Origin of the sequence: Mammaliicoccus sciuri (genome assembly GCF_002901825.1) — a bacterium.
Taxonomy (GTDB): domain Bacteria; phylum Bacillota; class Bacilli; order Staphylococcales; family Staphylococcaceae; genus Mammaliicoccus; species Mammaliicoccus sciuri.
Map to the genome: position 1 here is coordinate 202,289 of NZ_PPQD01000026.1, position 16,645 is coordinate 218,933.

Sequence of the window (16,645 nt, forward strand, 5' to 3'; positions counted from 1 at the left end):
GAGTTTTTTTGGATCAAAAAATTAAAAAACCGAGAAGAAGATATATAAGCTTACCGACACAAATATTAATCGCTTTAGTATTAGGTGTTGTAGTAGGATACTTTTTACACGGACAAGACCATTTGATTAAATTCATTCGACCTATTGGAGATATCTTTTTAAACCTTATTAAAATGATTGTTATTCCAATTGTATTCTGTTCACTAGCATTATCAATTTCAAACGTTGGTGATATGCATACAGTTGGTAGATATGGTTGGAAAACAATTTTATACTTTGAAATCATCACTACAATTGCTATTGGATTGGGAATTATATTCGGAAACTTATTCAAACCTGGATTAGGGATTGACGCAAACAAATTACCTAAAGGTGATATTTCTAAATACGAACAAACTGCCGATGCTGCAGAAAAATCGACTTATGGTAACCATATGATAGATACAATAGTTGGCATCATACCTACAAATATATTTGAAGCTTTAACAGCTGGAGAATTACTACCTATTATATTCTTTGCAGTATTCTTCGGATTAGCAATCGCTGCAGTTGGTGAAAAAGGTCAGCCAGTTAAAGATGTATTAAGTGGAACATTAGAAGCTGTATTCTGGATGATACATAGAATATTACGATTAGCGCCTTACGGTGTATTTGCTTTTATCTGTGTAACGATTATGACATTTGGATTATCTGCTTTAATTCCATTAGTTAAGTTATTAGTAGTTGTTGTAGGTGCAATGGTATTCTTTATTATTGTTGTATTAGGGATTGTCGCAAAAATTTGTGGCATCAGCGTATTCTCTATTATTCACATATTAAAAGACGACTTATTGTTAGCGTTCTCAACTTCAAGTTCAGAGACAGTACTACCATCAGTAATGGAAAAAATGGAAAAATTCGGTGCACCAAAAGATGTTGTTTCATTTGTTGTACCAACAGGATATACATTTAACTTAGATGGTTCAGCCTTATACCAATCAATCGCAGCATTATTTGTTGCACAGATGTATGGTGTCCATTTAACACTTGTTGAACAGTTAATATTAATGTTTACATTGATGATTACATCTAAAGGTATGGCTGCTGTTCCTGGTACTTCTATAGTTGTTCTTATTACAACATTAGGATCTATGGGATTAAATCCAGAAGGACTTGCATTAATTATCGGTATAGACAGACTATTAGATATGACAAGAACATGTGTCAATGTTGTAGGTAACGCACTATCAACAGTTGTTATCTCTAAATGGGAAAACAAATATGACCATGCAAAAGGACAAGAATACTTAAAATCATTGAAAAAAGCATCATAAAAAAAGATTCGGCTAAGGGGAGCCGAATCTTTTTATTTTAGTTTATTTTAGTGAATCCACAATTTCTTTAATTTCATCTTGTTTTAAGTCTACAACAATTTCTCCGTCTTTAGTATCTTCTTTTAAAGCATCTTTAGCTTCTTCTGAATGATATAATTCTGCAATTTTCTTGAATGTTTTATTATCTTTGTCTTTCGTATTTGCTGCGATAAAGTTGATATAAGGTTTAGCTGCATTAGCATCTGGATCTTCTAAGAATATAGGGTCTTTCTTTGGATCTAATCCTGCTTTTGAAGCTACACCATTATTAATAACAGCAATATCCACTTCATCTAATGCTCTCGCTGTTTGTTGTGCATCTACTGCTTTAATGTTTAAATTCTTTTTATTTTCAACTATGTCTTTAGGTCCACCACTTAAACCGAAGTTCTTATCTAATTTAATGTAACCTGCTTTTTCTAATAATTTTAACGCTCTTGCTTGGTTTGAAACATCATTTGGAATCACGACTTTCGCACCATTTTTTAAATCTTTTACATCTTTTAATTCTTTAGAATATATACCTAACGGTGCAAACACTGTTGTTCTAATAGGTGTAATGTCTGTACCTTTATTTGCTTTCTTAAATTGATCTAAAAATGCGAAATGTTGGAAGGCATTTAAATCAATGTCTCCGTCTGATAAAGCTTTATTTGGAACATTGTAATCTGAAAACTGTTTAATTTCGACATCAATGCCATCTTTCTTAGCTAATTCTTTAACTTTATCCCATACTGCTGTGTCATTCGACGCGATACCGATTGTGACTTTTTTGTCGTCTTTCTTATCTCCACATGCTGCGAGTAATAAGACTAATGCTACTAATAATGTTAAGACTTTTTTCATTTAAACTTCTCCTTTATATTAAAATGTTTATTTAACTTCTACGTACTAATCTAGATAATACATTACCTAGAGATTGAATAACTTGTACCATAATAACAAGTATAATAACGGTAATAACGATGACGATTGTATCAAATCTTTGATAGCCGTATGCGAGTGCTAAGTCACCTATTCCGCCGCCACCAACTGCACCGGCCATTGCTGTAGCACCAATTAAACCAATAATTGAAGTTGTTAATGCTAAAATTAATGAACCTAATGCTTCCGGTAATAAGAAATATCTAATAATTTGAAATGGTGAAGCACCCATTGAATGTGCAGCTTCAATAACTCCAGAATTAACTTCTAATAATGAGTTTTCTACTAATCTTGCTATATAAGGTGCAACATAAACAGTCAGTGGTACAATTGCTGCAGATGTACCTATTGAAGTACCTACAATTAATTTAGTAAAAGGTACAATCGCAATTAATAAAATAATAAAAGGTAATGATCTGAAAATATTAATAATTGGGTTGAGTAAATAATAAATAATGACATTTTCCCATATACCATTTTTTCTAGTAATCACTAACAAAATACCTAATGGAATACCAATTAAGGCACCTAATACAAGTGATACAGTTACCATGTATAAAGTTTGATATATAGAATCTAACAATAGTGAAGAATCTAATGATGATCCGAACATTATGCACCAACCTCCTCAAATTCTATATTTAATGAATCTAAATGGGCAAAGCTTCTTCTAATTGCACTGTCGTCACCTTTCAAACGTAACGTTAAGTACCCTACAGGTGTGCCTTGAATATCTGACATTGAAGCAAACAATACATTAATTTGAACTTGATATTTTGTAATTAAGTCATTAATGATAGATTGTGTCACTTTATCTCCATCTATGTATAATTTAATGTCTGTTGCTTGATGATCAGTTGGTATTAATTTTCTTAAATTAGGTGATATATCTGTTGTAATAACTGTAGATACAAAGTTCTTCGCTGTTGCTGTTTTAGGATGGCTGAAGACATCTAATACAGGTCCAATTTCGATTACTTTACCATTTTCCATCACTGCGACTTTGTTACAAATCTTCTGTATCACACTCATTTCATGTGTAATCAGTAGAATTGTGACACCAAACTCTTCATTGACACTTTTCAATAATTTCAATATAGAATCTGTCGTAGCCGGGTCAAGTGCACTTGTTGCTTCGTCACATAATAATATTTTAGGATCTGTCACGAGTGCTCTTGCAATAGCCACTCTTTGTTTTTGTCCGCCAGATAATTCATTTGGATATTGCTTCCCTTTATCCTCTAGACCAACAAACTTGAGTAGTTCATCTACTTTAGCTTTAATTTTATCTTTACTTGTACCTTGCAAAATAAGCGGCATCGCAACATTATTAAACACTGTCTTAGAATTTAATAAATTAAAATGTTGGAATATCATGCCGATATTTTTCTTAACACTTTGTAATTCTTTCTTTGAATACTGATTGATGTCATGGCCATCTACAATGACCTCTCCCGTTGTTTTTTCTTCCAATACATTAACAAGTCTTATTAACGTACTTTTTCCTGCTCCACTATATCCAATTACGCCAAAAATATCTTGTTCTTCGACTTTAAAACTGACATCATTTAAAGCTTGGATTTTAGAATTCTTTTGCTGGAAAATTTTATTTACATTTTTAAATTCAATCATCGTATTTATCCCTTCCGAATTCTTATTAATATGATAAGAATTATATGGGTGTTTCCTTTTATCGTCAATACTTATAATCAAATTTTTCTAAATATTCATTTATCTATATTGTAATTTTTCTCTTTAATGATTGATTAACATGTTCTTAATGAATTTTTATTAATGTAAGCGCTATCAATAATTTATTGACAACTTTGTGAACAACAAATAAAATGAAACTTAAGATGTATTTTTACATCTACAAATAAGGGGGTTATAAGTATGGCAGAGCATGATTTCAAGCGTTTAGCAGCAGATCCAAAGTTTAAAGAACTTCTGAAAAAAAGAAATAATTTCATATTTCCTATCTCTATATTCTTTATTATTGCAACGCTCCTATTTCCAGTATTGACTGGTTATACAAACATCTTGAATAATATTGCATTTTGGAATATCTCTTGGGCATGGATTTACGCTTTATTATTATTCATTATGGTTTGGACACTTGTCACTTTGTACATGCGAAAAGCGAAGTCTTTTGATAAAGATGCTGAGGAACTATTAAAAGCATATAGAGAGGAGCAAAACTTATGAATGTCATCGTTGTCGTTATGTTTTTAGTATTTGTCGGGATCACATTGTTTATTACATATTTTGCATCTAAAAGAACGCAATCAGCAAATGACTTCTACACTGCTGGTGGTGGCTTAACAGGTTGGCAAAATGGATTGGCAATTGCAGGTGATTATTTATCTGCCGCATCATTTTTAGGTATAGCAGGTGCCATCGCATTATGGGGGTTTGATGGTTTTTTCTATAGTATCGGTTATTTAACAGCTTATCTTATTGTGTTATACATTGTAGCTGAGCCGTTAAGAAATCTTGGTAAATATACTTTAGCAGATATGATTGCAGCACGATTTGAATTGAAAAAAGTGAGAGCAATGGCTGCAGTTTCTTCTATTACAATAGTTATTTTCTATATGCTTGCACAACTCGTTGGTGCAGGTGCACTTATTCAATTACTATTTGGTATACCTTATACACTCGCTGTTATTCTAGTTGGTATTATGATGACCATTTATGTATTATTTGGTGGTATGACAGCAACAAGTTGGGTACAAATGGTTAAAGCAGTATTACTTATGATTGGCACAGTGATTATTTCATTTTTAGTGTTATTACATTTTGACTTCAACCTTTCTACGATGTTTGGTGAAATGCATAACATTAAGTCATCTGATTTCAAAGGTGAATTTATTAATCCAGGTTCACAAGGTAAACCACCGTTAGATAACATCTCATTAATTATTGCGTTATTATTTGGTACAGCTGGATTACCACACATATTGATGCGATTCTTTACAGTTAAAGATGCTCAAACGGCAAGGTCTTCTGTTATGTGGGCAACATGGATTATCGGTATCTTTTACATTTTAACGATATTCCTTGGATTTGGCGCAGCAGCATTATTAACACGTGAAGAAATTATTAGCGCCAACCCTGCTGGTAATATGGCAGCCCCATTATTAGCAGCAAAATTAGGTGGAGATTTCCTAATGTCATTTGTTTCGGCCGTTGCATTTGCTACGATATTGGCAGTAGTAGCAGGTTTAGTATTAACAGGCGCGTCTGCATTCGCACATGATATTTACGGACAAGTCATTAAAAAAGGTAAAATAAGCGAACGTGAACAGATGAAAGCAGCAAAATTAGCTTCATTAGCAGTTTCAGTCGTATCCATTATATTAGCCTTATTTGCTCAAAATTTAAACGTAGCATTCTTAGTATCATTAGCATTTTGTGTCGCAGCAAGTGCAAATTTACCAGTCATTGTATTTACGATATTTTGGAAGAGATTTAATACACACGGTGCCATCACAGGAATAGCTGTCGGCTTAATCGTGTCACTTATACTCGTTATACTAAGTCCAAATGTCATGAATCCAGAAGGAACAGCATTTATTACAATGTCGCCAATATTCCCTTTATCAAATCCTGCAATCATATCAGTACCAGCAGGCTTTATTGGTGCATTTTTAGGAACATTCCTAGGTAAATCAGAATCACATGATAAATTCCAAGAAGTACAAGTTAAATCAGCAACAGGCATATCAACTTCAGATATTACACATTAAAAATTAGTAATGTTGGTGAAGTATTTAGGGACAGAATTCCGAGTAATGTCCCTAAGAGGCTGTTAGAGACACAATTCCGAATAATGTCCCTAATTAGACGCTCCTAACTACCATTTCTCGGAATTCTGGTAATTAGCATATCCAACTAACTTATTAAATGTCAAAAACCGCTTAGACACGACGGATGTCTAAGCGGTTTTTACTTATTTTAATTTTGCTTTTTGTAAAAACTTCACTTTTTTACTAAGTGATTTTGAAGATTTTTGTTTGAGCATTTTATTTCTTATTTTAATTTTTAAAGTACTTGATGATTGTGCTGCTTTACCGATTTTTCTTGATTTTATGATGACTTTTTTAGTATGTTTCGTTCTTAATTTGTCATATCGTTTTAAGGCTGATTCTATATCTCGATCGTTTATTAAATTAACTAATGTTACGGCGTCTTCTATTGCTTGGCCTGCACCTTGTCCCATGTTCGGTGTTGTTGCATGTGCTGCGTCACCTAATAGAACAACTCTATTTGAAACGAATGATTTCAATGGTACGAGGTCATACATATCATGATGTAATATGCCTGTTTCTTCTTGTGCATCTAATACGGTTCTTACTTCATCTGGGAATTGATTGAAGTATGCTTGAAGATGTGGTTTCTCAAATGACTTAAATTGCAAATCATTTTCTTTAGCATTCATTGTGCAGAACCAGTATAATTCGTTGTCTTTTAAAGGAACTATGCCAAATCTTCCTTTATGTCCCCAATATTCTAGTGTAACGTCTTGTTCAATATTTAACTTCTCATTTACAACGCCTCTGAAACAAGTGTATCCAGCATACTTAGGTGCTGATTTCGGATAAAGTTGTGTTCTTACTTTTGAATGTATACCATCTGCTGCAATTACTAAATCAAATTGTTCTTCTAAACCATTTGTAAAATAAAGTCGTACATCGTCAGCTGTTTGTTTAAACGTTTTAACTTCATGATTTAAATAAATATTATCTGATGGTACATGTGTTTTTAAGATTTCATGTAACACTTTTCTATGAATCGTAATATTTTTATGTTCATCTTGATCCATCATTAATGAATTTAAAAATTCATCTAAATCAGATCTAATTTCTATTTTTCTTAATGGTTGGCCTTCTTGCTCAATTGCATATGCCATTTTATATTGTTTTAATGCTTTAAGGACATTACTTCCAATGCCTAAACCGGCGCCATCTTGTTCTAAATTGCCACGTTGTTCATAAACATAAACTTCATGTCCCGTTTGACTTAGTAATCCAGCAGTCGTTAATCCACCGATGCCTGCCCCAATTACAGCAATTTTCATTTTGTTCACTACTTTCTTTGAAATAAAAATTTGATTATAAACTTTATTTTAACACGAATCCTTACATATCTTTACCCCTAGTTCATATTGAACTAGGGGTAACCTTTATTTGTAATAGTCTTTATGGACTTTTGATTTCTTCAAATTATGGTCATCATAATAACCTTCCATAATTTTACCGATACTTGTTGCCCAATTCACATCTGTTGCATAAAGATGCTGTCCAGGATTATAAGGGTTCCATCTCATTTTATATAATGTGTCTTGCCCATTGTTAAGATAGTCCTTTTTAATAAATTCTGCGCCTCCATTTATAGCTTTTTCTGGAGAAGTCCAACCTTTCTTACGCGCATAACTACTACCCGTTTCTACAGCATCTTGATCAAATGCCCCAATCCCATAGAAATTATAGAATGTTTTACCGTTGGACATTTTGACACCACTTGCCAATTCAGAATTACCATTTCCAGTTTCGATAAAAGCATGACTCATCAAGTAGATGATATTGACATCATATTTTTCTTGGGCTTCTATAAATGCTTTTTCTTTACCTTTTAATATGCCTTTATCTTTTAAAATGTCTTTAACTTGTTTTTCTGATACATCTACTTTTTTAGATATATCTATGAATTGAAAGTCTGTCTGACTTTTGTCAATATCCATAAATTTATCTATATCTTTTTTATCAGCATACACGAATTTATTGTCCTTTTGTGTAACAGCTGGTGCATCACTTTGCGTTTGAATTTCGAGCGCTTCTTCATAAGTATGTGTTTGATGATTTTTAAAAAAAGGAGACTCAAAAATAAATAATAAAACAATAAATATAATAATAATTGTGAGCCCTAAAATTAAAGAAAACCTTTCTCTCAAAAAGTTAATAATATTCACACCTTTTCTATTTGTATAAGCAATGTTACTGTTTTAACTTATCTTATATTTTCTTAAATTTCAACGAAATGTTTTCAAAAAATAAGAGTGAGACAGAAATCTGTCTCACTCGTCTCTACTCATACCTTTTAAAAAGTTCAATAATAGCGTTACACTTTGATTAATTTCTGGATCTTTAAGTGCGCCTAATAAATCTGTTACAGAAGTCTTCTTATAAGGATTAGCCCTATTCGCAACTTTCATGCCGTTATTAATCCTTCTCACGAAAGTAGATGTTTCTTCTATATCCAATTCTCCTAATAGAAATAGAACTTGTCCAAGATTTCCTAAAATACCTTCATATTGTTCTTTATTCAGTTCATTGACGATATTTTTCGTAATGATTTTACGTTGCACAATGGCTGCGTGAAATGCATCTAACGCTTCCGCTTCTTCCAGTGCATCGAGTATATCAATTCCTTTTTCAATGGCAATTTTTCGATCTGATAATCGTGATTTAATGTCATTCATATTTTCTTCAATTATATATTCTCTACTTTTATGAATTTTCTTAATCACTTTAACTCTTTCACCCATTATGCATCGCCACCTTTACTAGGGAATGTATAACTTGATTTCGCCCACTTGTCTTGTACTCTCACACTAATCTGTGGCTGTCTATTACCAAACCGCGAATTATGTTTAGGTATAGGTGATTTGCCTTTTTTAGTGATAACTTCTAACTTCGCATAATTATCTTTATATGCTGGTGTATTTGTATCTTTATCAACATCACTATCTGTTACAAAGTTAGGTGCACCTTCATTCTGATCATTTAACGGAATATAAATATTATTACCTGCTACTCTGTCTGTAACTTGCACATTCACTTCTACTGTACCTACCTTGGAAGTTACTTTAACTCTCGCACCATTTTCGATACCATGTTCTTCAGCGAGTTCTTTAGAAATCTCACAGAAGTTTCTAGGCATTTTATATTTTAAACCAGGTACTTGATAAGTCATATTACCTTCATGGAAATGTTCTAATACACGTCCATTGTTAACGTGTAATGACATTTCTTTTGTCTTTTTAGACTCAACATTAAATGACAATGGATAAAGTCTAGCCTTACCATCAGGGAAATTAAATCTTTCTGTATATAATAATGGTGTATCAGTACCATCATCATTCATTGGCCATTGTAAACTATCAAATCCTTCTAATCGATCATACGTAATTCCTTTAACTAAAGGCATGAGTGATTGTGCTTCATACCATATTTCACTAGGATGTTGATAATCCCAATCTGCGCCAAGTGACTGTGCAATTAATTGAATGATTTCCCAGTCTGGTTTAGAATCTCCAAGCGTGTCTAATGCTTTATTTATTCTTTGAACACGTCTTTCAGTATTTGTAAATGTACCATCTTTTTCTAATGAAGGAGATGCAGGTAACACAACATCCGCAAATTCGGCTGTTTTTGATAAAAATAAATCTTGAACGACTAAGAAATCAATTTTCTCAAATGCTGATCTGACATAATTAATATTAGCATCTACAACACCTGTATCTTCACCTTTAATATAAAGTGAGTGTAATGTCCCTTCATGTATACTATCTATCATTTGATGGTTGTCCAAACCTCTTTCTGAATCGAGCGAAACTTGCCAAGCTTGTTCAAATTTATGTCTCACTTCATCATCAGACACATCTTGATATCCTGGGAATGTGTTTGGCATACTGCCCATATCACTACATCCTTGAACATTGTTGTGACCTCTTAAAGGATAAGCACCTGTACCAGGTCTCATATAATTACCTGTTACTAACAATAAGTTAGAAATGGCTGTACTTGTATCACTACCGATACGATGTTGCGTTACACCCATAGCCCAACAAATGGATAGAGATTCAGTTTCTGCAACTTGTTTGGCAATATGTTTGAGTTCTGTTTGACTAATGCCCGTTAGACTTTCTGCATACTCTAACGTAAACGTTTTAAGACTGTCATAATAACTATCAAAATCATTAACCCATTTATTGATAAAAGCTCCATCGTGCCAATTTTGGTCGATAATATATTTTGTAACAGCTGATAGCCAAACTAAATCTGTACCAGGATTTGGTTGATAAAATTTATCTGCACGTTCAGCCATCTCGTGTTTTCTAATATCAAATACATATAATTTTTGTCCTAATAATTTATGTGCACGTTTAATTCTACTCGCGATAACAGGATGTGCTTCGGCTGTGTTTGTACCGATAGTAATGACCATTTTAGCTTTTTCTAAATCTTCAATTGAACCGGAATCACCACCATAACCCACCGTTCTAAACAATCCTTGAGTAGCTGGTGATTGACAATATCTAGAACAATTATCGACATTATGCGTTCCGATAACTTGTCTTGCTAATTTCTGCATTAAATATGATTCTTCATTCGTACATTTAGAAGATGAAATAAACGCTAATGCATCTTTACCATATTGATTTTTAATTTGAGATAATCGAGTACTGATCACTCTCAAAGCTTCATCCCATTCAACTTCTTGGAAATAGCCTTCTTTTCTAACCAAAGGCTTCGTTAATCTATCTTCAGAATTCACATAATCCCAAGCAAATTTCCCTTTTACACACGTAGAAATATGATTTGCTGGAGAATCTTCATGCGGTAACACTCTTAATATTTCTCTATCTTTTGTCCAAACATCAAAAGAACAACCTACACCACAGTATGTACATACTGTCTTAGTCTTCTTAATAACATCTTCTCTCATCGCCGCTTCTGAATCAGAAATCGCAAATAGAGGTCCATACCCAGTTTCAGCTTTTTTAGTGAGTTCAATCATCGAACGTAATAAACCTGGTTCTTGATCAGTCATATAGCCTGCATTACCTAGCATGTTATTTTCCATCAAAGCATTACATGGACATACCGTTACACATTGTCCACAATTCACACAACTTGATTCATCAATCGCACGATCATTGTCCCAAATAACTCTAGGTTGTTTTCTTTCCCAATCAATCGTCAATGTTTCGTTCACTTGTACATCTTGACATACCTCTACACATCTTCCACATAAAATACATTGATCCGGATCATATCTATAAAATGCCCCAAAATCTTTTTCATAACCTTTAGATTGGAATGGATTAGATTGATGTTCCAAACCAAATTCACCCATTGTATTATGAATTTCGCAATTGCCATTATTATAATCACAAACTGTACAATATAATTCATGGTGTTCAAGCACTCTGTCCAATGCTTGTTTCTGAGCTGATTTTACAGATTCAAGTTGCGTATTCACAACCATACCATTCTCAATCATCGTACTGCACGCACGTTGAAGTTGCCCATTAACTTCAACGACACATGAGTCACACGTTTCAATCGGTCCTAAAGATTCGTTGTAGCATATAGACGGCACAAAGGATAACTTTTCAGCTTTAATAAAGTCCAATAGCCTCATGCCCTCTTCTACAAGAAAATCTTTACCATCAATTGTTATAACCTGATGTTCTTGCATATTGACTACCCCCTCTATGAAATTATGCCCAAAAAAGCCAAATATAATCATCTTTAAATGAAAAGGCTTACTTTTGATTATAATTTTGTAATTTTACAATTGCAAATAATTGTTACGTTTACTATATCGATAAATTTTCAGAAATTTCAAAAATATTATTGATACACTGTAAAATTTTTGCTAATCTATGAATATTCTTAGTTCGAAAGAAGGTTTTACAATGGTTACATTTATTTCTAGTATTATTATTTTAATTTTGGGGTATATCTTTTACGGAAAATATGTTGAACGTGTATTCGAGATACATCCAGATAAACAAACTCCAGCGTATAGTAAACAAGATAATATGGATTTTGTACCTATGCCTGCTTGGAAAGGATGGATGATTCAACTGCTCAACATAGCTGGATTGGGTCCGATATTTGGTGCAGTAGCTGGTGCTTTATATGGACCTGTAGCATTTATCTGGATTGTTATAGGTTGTATCGTCGCTGGAGGTGTACATGACTACTTCTCAGGCATGCTAAGTTTGAGACATGGCGGTGCACAGTTCCCTATGCTTGTACAACATTATTTAGGTAAGATTATTAGAGTGTTCACAGACGTTGTGTCTGTCGTCTTGATGGTGCTCGTTGCAGCTGCTTTTGTTGCTGGTCCAGCTCAGTTATTATCAAGCAAGACACCTATTTCATTCTTCGTAGCATTAGTTATCATTTTTACATACTTTATACTAGCAGCTATTCTTCCTATCAATAAAATAATTGGACGTATTTATCCAATATTCGGTGTTATCTTAATCGTTATGGCAGTTAGTGTAGCCGTTGCTTTAATATTCAGTGGTAAACCTATTCCTGAAATTACCATTCATAATATGCATCCTAAAGAACTACCTGTTTGGCCATTACTTATGGTGACAATATCTTGTGGTGCAATTTCAGGTTTCCATTGTACGCAAAGTCCAATCATTTCAAGAACAGTTAAGAATGAATCAGAAGGTAGAAAAGTCTTTTATGGTGCAATGATTTCAGAAGGTATTATTGCATTAATTTGGGCAGCAGCTGGTATGACATTCTTCGGTGGTACAGAAGGATTAGCAGCAAAATTACAATCTATTGGTCCAGCTGGTGTAGTTGACCAAATCTCAATGGAACTATTAGGACCATTTGGTAGCATCCTTGCACTACTTGGTGTCATCATCCTACCTATTACAACTGGTGATACTGCACTTAGAAGTTCAAGAATGATTATAGAAGATTTCATGAGAGATAAAATAAATATTAAACCAAAAGTATTAATGATTGCAGCAAGCTTTGCTGTAGGATTACCAGCTTTCTTACTATCAACAATTGATTATTCATTCTTATGGAGATACGTTGGATTCTCTAATCAAATCGTCGCAACCGTTATGTTGTGGGTAAGTGTAAGTTACTTATTAAGATATGGAAAGAAACATTTAGTAGCCGGAATACCAGCATTATTCATGACAGCTGCAATTAGTGTATATGTGTTATACGCACCTGAAGGATTATCATTACCATATCAAACATCTGTAATTGGCGGATCAGTGGTATTTCTAATTGTCGCTTCATTATATGTACGTGCAATTATTAAACATGCAGATCCAAGTAGAATCCCGACACCTACAAGAGATTTATATACATCATAAAAATAGAGACTTTCGATTATAGGTCGGAAGTCTTTTTGTTGAGTATGTTTGGTGTGAAGTGATGATAATGGGGTTTTTAGTTACAGTTTGTTCGGGTTTTGTAATTAACGCCCCTCTTAGTTACACTTCCGCCGACTTTTGTAATTAACTCACCCACTACATACATGCCGTTCTTGGAATCCCAAAAACTACCAAACCTCCTATTATTGTTAAAGGATACAAATAATCATATATTTTTTATAATCACAATCTATCTATAATATTGAAACAGTTGTACTATTGTATTACATCATATTTTAAAAAGGAGAGATTATTCATGTCTATAGACATAAAAGCATTAGAAGATACGTATCCTATTATTTCTAATATTAAACGTCGAGAAGAAATATTCTGGAAAAACCCTGACTATTTAACGACTACTGACTTACCATTTTCAATGGATGATGTACTAGATGCTGAACAAAGATTGGCACGTTTTGCCCCGTATATTGAAGAAGTCTTTCCTGAAACGAAACAAAATAATGGAAAAATTGAATCTCAAATTTTTTCATTAGATCATTTCAAAAGAGCACGATTCAGCCATTTAAAGGGACATTTATTACTTAAAGGTGACCACGCTTTACCTATTTCTGGTTCTATTAAAGCACGTGGTGGCATTTATGAAGTGCTAAAGTTTGCTGAGGAAACGGCAATTAAAGAAGCTGATTTTACGATCAACAGTGATTATCGCCTACTTGCTACTGAACAATATCAATCTATTTTCTCTAAATACAGAATTGCTGTTGGATCAACTGGCAATTTAGGATTAAGCATTGGTATTATGAGTGCCAAATTAGGTTTCAAAGTAACAGTTCATATGTCTCAAGATGCTAAGACATGGAAAAAAGACCTTCTCCGTTCTAAAGGAGTCGAAGTCGTAGAACATGTTCAAGATTATGGTTATGCTGTAAAAGAAGGTCGTAAAGTTGCAGCAGATGATCCATATTGCCACTTTGTTGATGATGAAGCATCTAAAGATTTATTTTTAGGATATGCAGTCAGCGCACTAAGACTTAAACATCAATTGAAAGACTTAAATATTCATGTAGATAAAGAGCATCCGTTATACGTCTATTTACCATGTGGCGTTGGTGGTGGTCCAGGTGGTGTCGCATTTGGATTAAAACTTATTTATGGTGATCATGTATATCCTATCTTTATTGAACCTACTGAAGCACCTTGTATGACTTTAGGCATGATTACACAACTACATGATCAAATTTCCGTTCAAGATATAGGTTTATCTGGAAAAACAATTGCAGATGGTTTAGCAGTCAGTCGCCCTTCTAAATTAGTCGGAAACATAATGACTTCACTATTGTTTGGTTCATGTACTGTGAATGACCATCAACTTTATCTTTATTTAAAATCTTTAAAAGATCATGAAAATATCTTTATAGAACCTTCTGCTACTTCAGGTTTCCAAGGTTTGAAATATATTCATGATTTAAATTATGATTCTGAAAATGCCACGCATCTCGTTTGGTCAACAGGCGGTAATATGGTGCCAGAAAATGAACAAAAGATTTATTATCAAGAAGCTGTAGATATAGAAAAAAGGGGTTATGAAGATTGATTTTATTAATTATTCTAGGCATTTTAGCAGGGTTATGTGTACCATTACAAACATCTATTAATACGAAACTTGGTAGTTACACGAAATCACCCATACTCGCATCATTTTATTCATTCTTAATTGGAACCATTGTGTTAATCATTGTGAATACTATTATGAATCCACAAAAATTAACACCTTCATTTATAATGAATCAAGACTTTTCATACGTTTGGTTTACAGGTGGTCTATTAGGCGTCGTCTTTTTAACAGGTAATTTATTGTTACTTCCAAGAATTGGCGCAGCATTAACAGTCGTGATGACAGTTTCTGGTCAAATCATTATGGGACTGATCATCGACCAATTTGGATTATTTGATGCTGACATTCATACAATCAATATCGGAAGAATTTCTGGCGTAATTCTGATGTTACTGGGTATATTATTAATGAATTATAAAAAGAAATCATCACGTGTCATTACAACACAATCTAATCATACAAACTATTGGATGATACTCGGTATTATGACTGGTTGTCTTCCCCCTATTCAAACAGCTATTAATAGTGCACTCAGATATGAAGTAGATTCATTTTATTTTTCTGCACTTATTTCATTTGCTGTTGGGACAATCGCTTTATTCTTTCTTTCACTTATTCTTGTTCGTAGAATTCGTTTTAGCTTCCATCAACCTGAACAAGGTACGATTAAACCGATTTACTTTATTGGTGGTGCATTAGGTGTTGTATTTGTTACGACGAACATATTACTTATGCCTGAACTCGGTGCAGCACTTACATTAATGGTCGTTATATTTGGACAAATGTTAATGGGGCTCTTAATTGATCATTTCGGTTTATTTAATACACCAAAATTTAAAATTACAACGAGACGATTAATTGGCGCAATATTAGTCTTTGTTGGCATTGTCATTCTTAAATTATTCTAATTTAACACTAAGGAGGTCGTTGTGATGGATCTTTCACTTAAATCAGGCGATGGTATGTTGAACATTAGAGTTGGCGCAATCATCAAAGATAAGCATGGTTATTGTTTCCACTATGATAAAAAACATGATTATTATGCATTAATTGGTGGGAGAGTAAAATATTTCGAAAGCTCGGACTCAGCTATTAAACGTGAAATCAAAGAAGAACTCAATATTGAATGTGATGATATTTACTTTTTAACGACTGTTCAAAACTTCTTTGAATATGAAAGTACGTCTTATCACGAAATATTATTTATTTATCATGCTACAATTAATGAATCTTTAGATGATTTAACCATTCCATTCGATCAAAAAATTAAATATGTATCATTAAAAGTCTCAGAAATTCCTGAAATCAAACTGCTACCTCAAAAAGCAAAAGAAATCATTTTGAAAAGAGTAGACGTTCAGCCACTATTTATAGACAGAGATTTACCTAATTAATATTTATTTCTATTAAGAACGCGAAAAAACGCGTTCTTTTTTTATTATTTATAGTTCTTATAATCAATTAATCTGTCCAATTCTCATTTTAAATAAAAATTATTCTATTAACAATTTGTGTACAAAACGTAAAATTTACTCAAAAAGTCCTGTTTAATGTTTAGTTTTTACACTTTTAGGTTATTAT

The 16,645-nt window shown here is 33.1% G+C and carries 14 protein-coding genes; 7 read left to right on the plus strand and 7 right to left on the minus strand.

Annotation, left to right across the window (positions count from 1 at the left end; all coding sequences use genetic code 11):
• Window positions 1-20 precede the first annotated feature (20 nt).
• On the plus strand, window positions 21-1,313 hold the full coding sequence (locus CD035_RS08340; protein WP_048541320.1) for a cation:dicarboxylate symporter family transporter: 1,293 nt from the start codon (window positions 21-23) through the stop codon (window positions 1,311-1,313).
• A 42-nt stretch (window positions 1,314-1,355) separates the two neighbouring features.
• Here CD035_RS08340 and gmpC read toward each other — a convergent pair whose 3' ends face one another.
• From gmpC to CD035_RS08355, 3 genes are read right to left on the minus strand one after another with little or no spacing between them, the layout of a single operon-like run.
• The gene (gene gmpC / locus CD035_RS08345; protein WP_048541178.1) at window positions 1,356-2,198 is read right to left on the minus strand and encodes a dipeptide ABC transporter glycylmethionine-binding lipoprotein; all 843 of its coding nucleotides are present in this window, start codon (window positions 2,196-2,198) and stop codon (window positions 1,356-1,358) included.
• A gap of 31 nt (window positions 2,199-2,229) precedes the next feature.
• Window positions 2,230-2,889, minus strand: coding sequence for a methionine ABC transporter permease (locus CD035_RS08350; RefSeq protein ID WP_048541180.1), 660 nt, complete (start codon window positions 2,887-2,889; stop codon window positions 2,230-2,232).
• Complete coding sequence (locus CD035_RS08355; protein WP_048541182.1) at window positions 2,889-3,908, minus strand: methionine ABC transporter ATP-binding protein; 1,020 nt, start codon at window positions 3,906-3,908, stop codon at window positions 2,889-2,891. Before CD035_RS08355 ends, CD035_RS08350 begins: the two co-directional genes overlap by 1 nt.
• A gap of 261 nt (window positions 3,909-4,169) precedes the next feature.
• Here CD035_RS08355 and CD035_RS08360 point away from each other — a divergent pair, with 261 nt between their 5' ends.
• Together CD035_RS08360 and CD035_RS08365 are read left to right on the plus strand one after the other, a co-directional pair.
• A complete protein-coding gene (locus tag CD035_RS08360) occupies window positions 4,170-4,481 on the plus strand; it encodes a DUF485 domain-containing protein (RefSeq protein ID WP_048541184.1) in 312 nt (103 codons plus the stop codon).
• On the plus strand, window positions 4,478-6,025 hold the full coding sequence (locus CD035_RS08365) for a solute symporter family protein (protein WP_048541185.1): 1,548 nt from the start codon (window positions 4,478-4,480) through the stop codon (window positions 6,023-6,025). Before CD035_RS08360 ends, CD035_RS08365 begins: the two co-directional genes overlap by 4 nt.
• Window positions 6,026-6,228: 203 nt before the next feature.
• Here CD035_RS08365 and CD035_RS08370 read toward each other — a convergent pair whose 3' ends face one another.
• From CD035_RS08370 to fdhF, 4 genes are all read right to left on the minus strand, one after another.
• Window positions 6,229-7,356, minus strand: coding sequence for an FAD-dependent monooxygenase (locus tag CD035_RS08370; RefSeq protein ID WP_048541186.1), 1,128 nt, complete (start codon window positions 7,354-7,356; stop codon window positions 6,229-6,231).
• Between the two features lie 105 nt (window positions 7,357-7,461).
• On the minus strand, window positions 7,462-8,229 hold the full coding sequence (locus CD035_RS08375) for an N-acetylglucosaminidase (RefSeq protein WP_048541187.1): 768 nt from the start codon (window positions 8,227-8,229) through the stop codon (window positions 7,462-7,464).
• A 123-nt stretch (window positions 8,230-8,352) separates the two neighbouring features.
• Window positions 8,353-8,823 carry a helical membrane plugin domain-containing protein gene (locus tag CD035_RS08380; RefSeq protein ID WP_048541188.1) on the minus strand — a complete coding sequence of 157 codons (471 nt, stop codon included), beginning with the start codon at window positions 8,821-8,823 and terminating at the stop codon, window positions 8,353-8,355.
• On the minus strand, window positions 8,823-11,762 hold the full coding sequence (fdhF, locus tag CD035_RS08385) for a formate dehydrogenase subunit alpha (RefSeq protein ID WP_048541189.1): 2,940 nt from the start codon (window positions 11,760-11,762) through the stop codon (window positions 8,823-8,825). The genes CD035_RS08380 and fdhF overlap by 1 nt, the downstream gene beginning before the upstream one ends.
• A 220-nt stretch (window positions 11,763-11,982) precedes the next feature.
• Between fdhF and CD035_RS08390 the strand changes: the two genes are divergently transcribed.
• From CD035_RS08390 to CD035_RS08405, 4 genes are all read left to right on the plus strand, one after another.
• Window positions 11,983-13,428 (plus strand): carbon starvation CstA family protein, encoded by a 1,446-nt coding sequence (locus CD035_RS08390; protein WP_048541190.1) that lies wholly within the window; start codon window positions 11,983-11,985, stop codon window positions 13,426-13,428.
• A gap of 316 nt (window positions 13,429-13,744) precedes the next feature.
• Window positions 13,745-15,043, plus strand: coding sequence for a D-serine ammonia-lyase (locus CD035_RS08395; RefSeq protein ID WP_048541191.1), 1,299 nt, complete (start codon window positions 13,745-13,747; stop codon window positions 15,041-15,043).
• Window positions 15,040-15,972: a DMT family transporter gene (locus CD035_RS08400; RefSeq protein WP_048541194.1), complete on the plus strand. Its 933-nt coding sequence runs from the start codon at window positions 15,040-15,042 to the stop codon at window positions 15,970-15,972. The genes CD035_RS08395 and CD035_RS08400 overlap by 4 nt, the downstream gene beginning before the upstream one ends.
• Window positions 15,973-15,996: 24 nt before the next feature.
• Window positions 15,997-16,458 (plus strand): NUDIX domain-containing protein, encoded by a 462-nt coding sequence (locus CD035_RS08405; protein ID WP_048541195.1) that lies wholly within the window; start codon window positions 15,997-15,999, stop codon window positions 16,456-16,458.
• Window positions 16,459-16,645 lie beyond the last annotated feature (187 nt).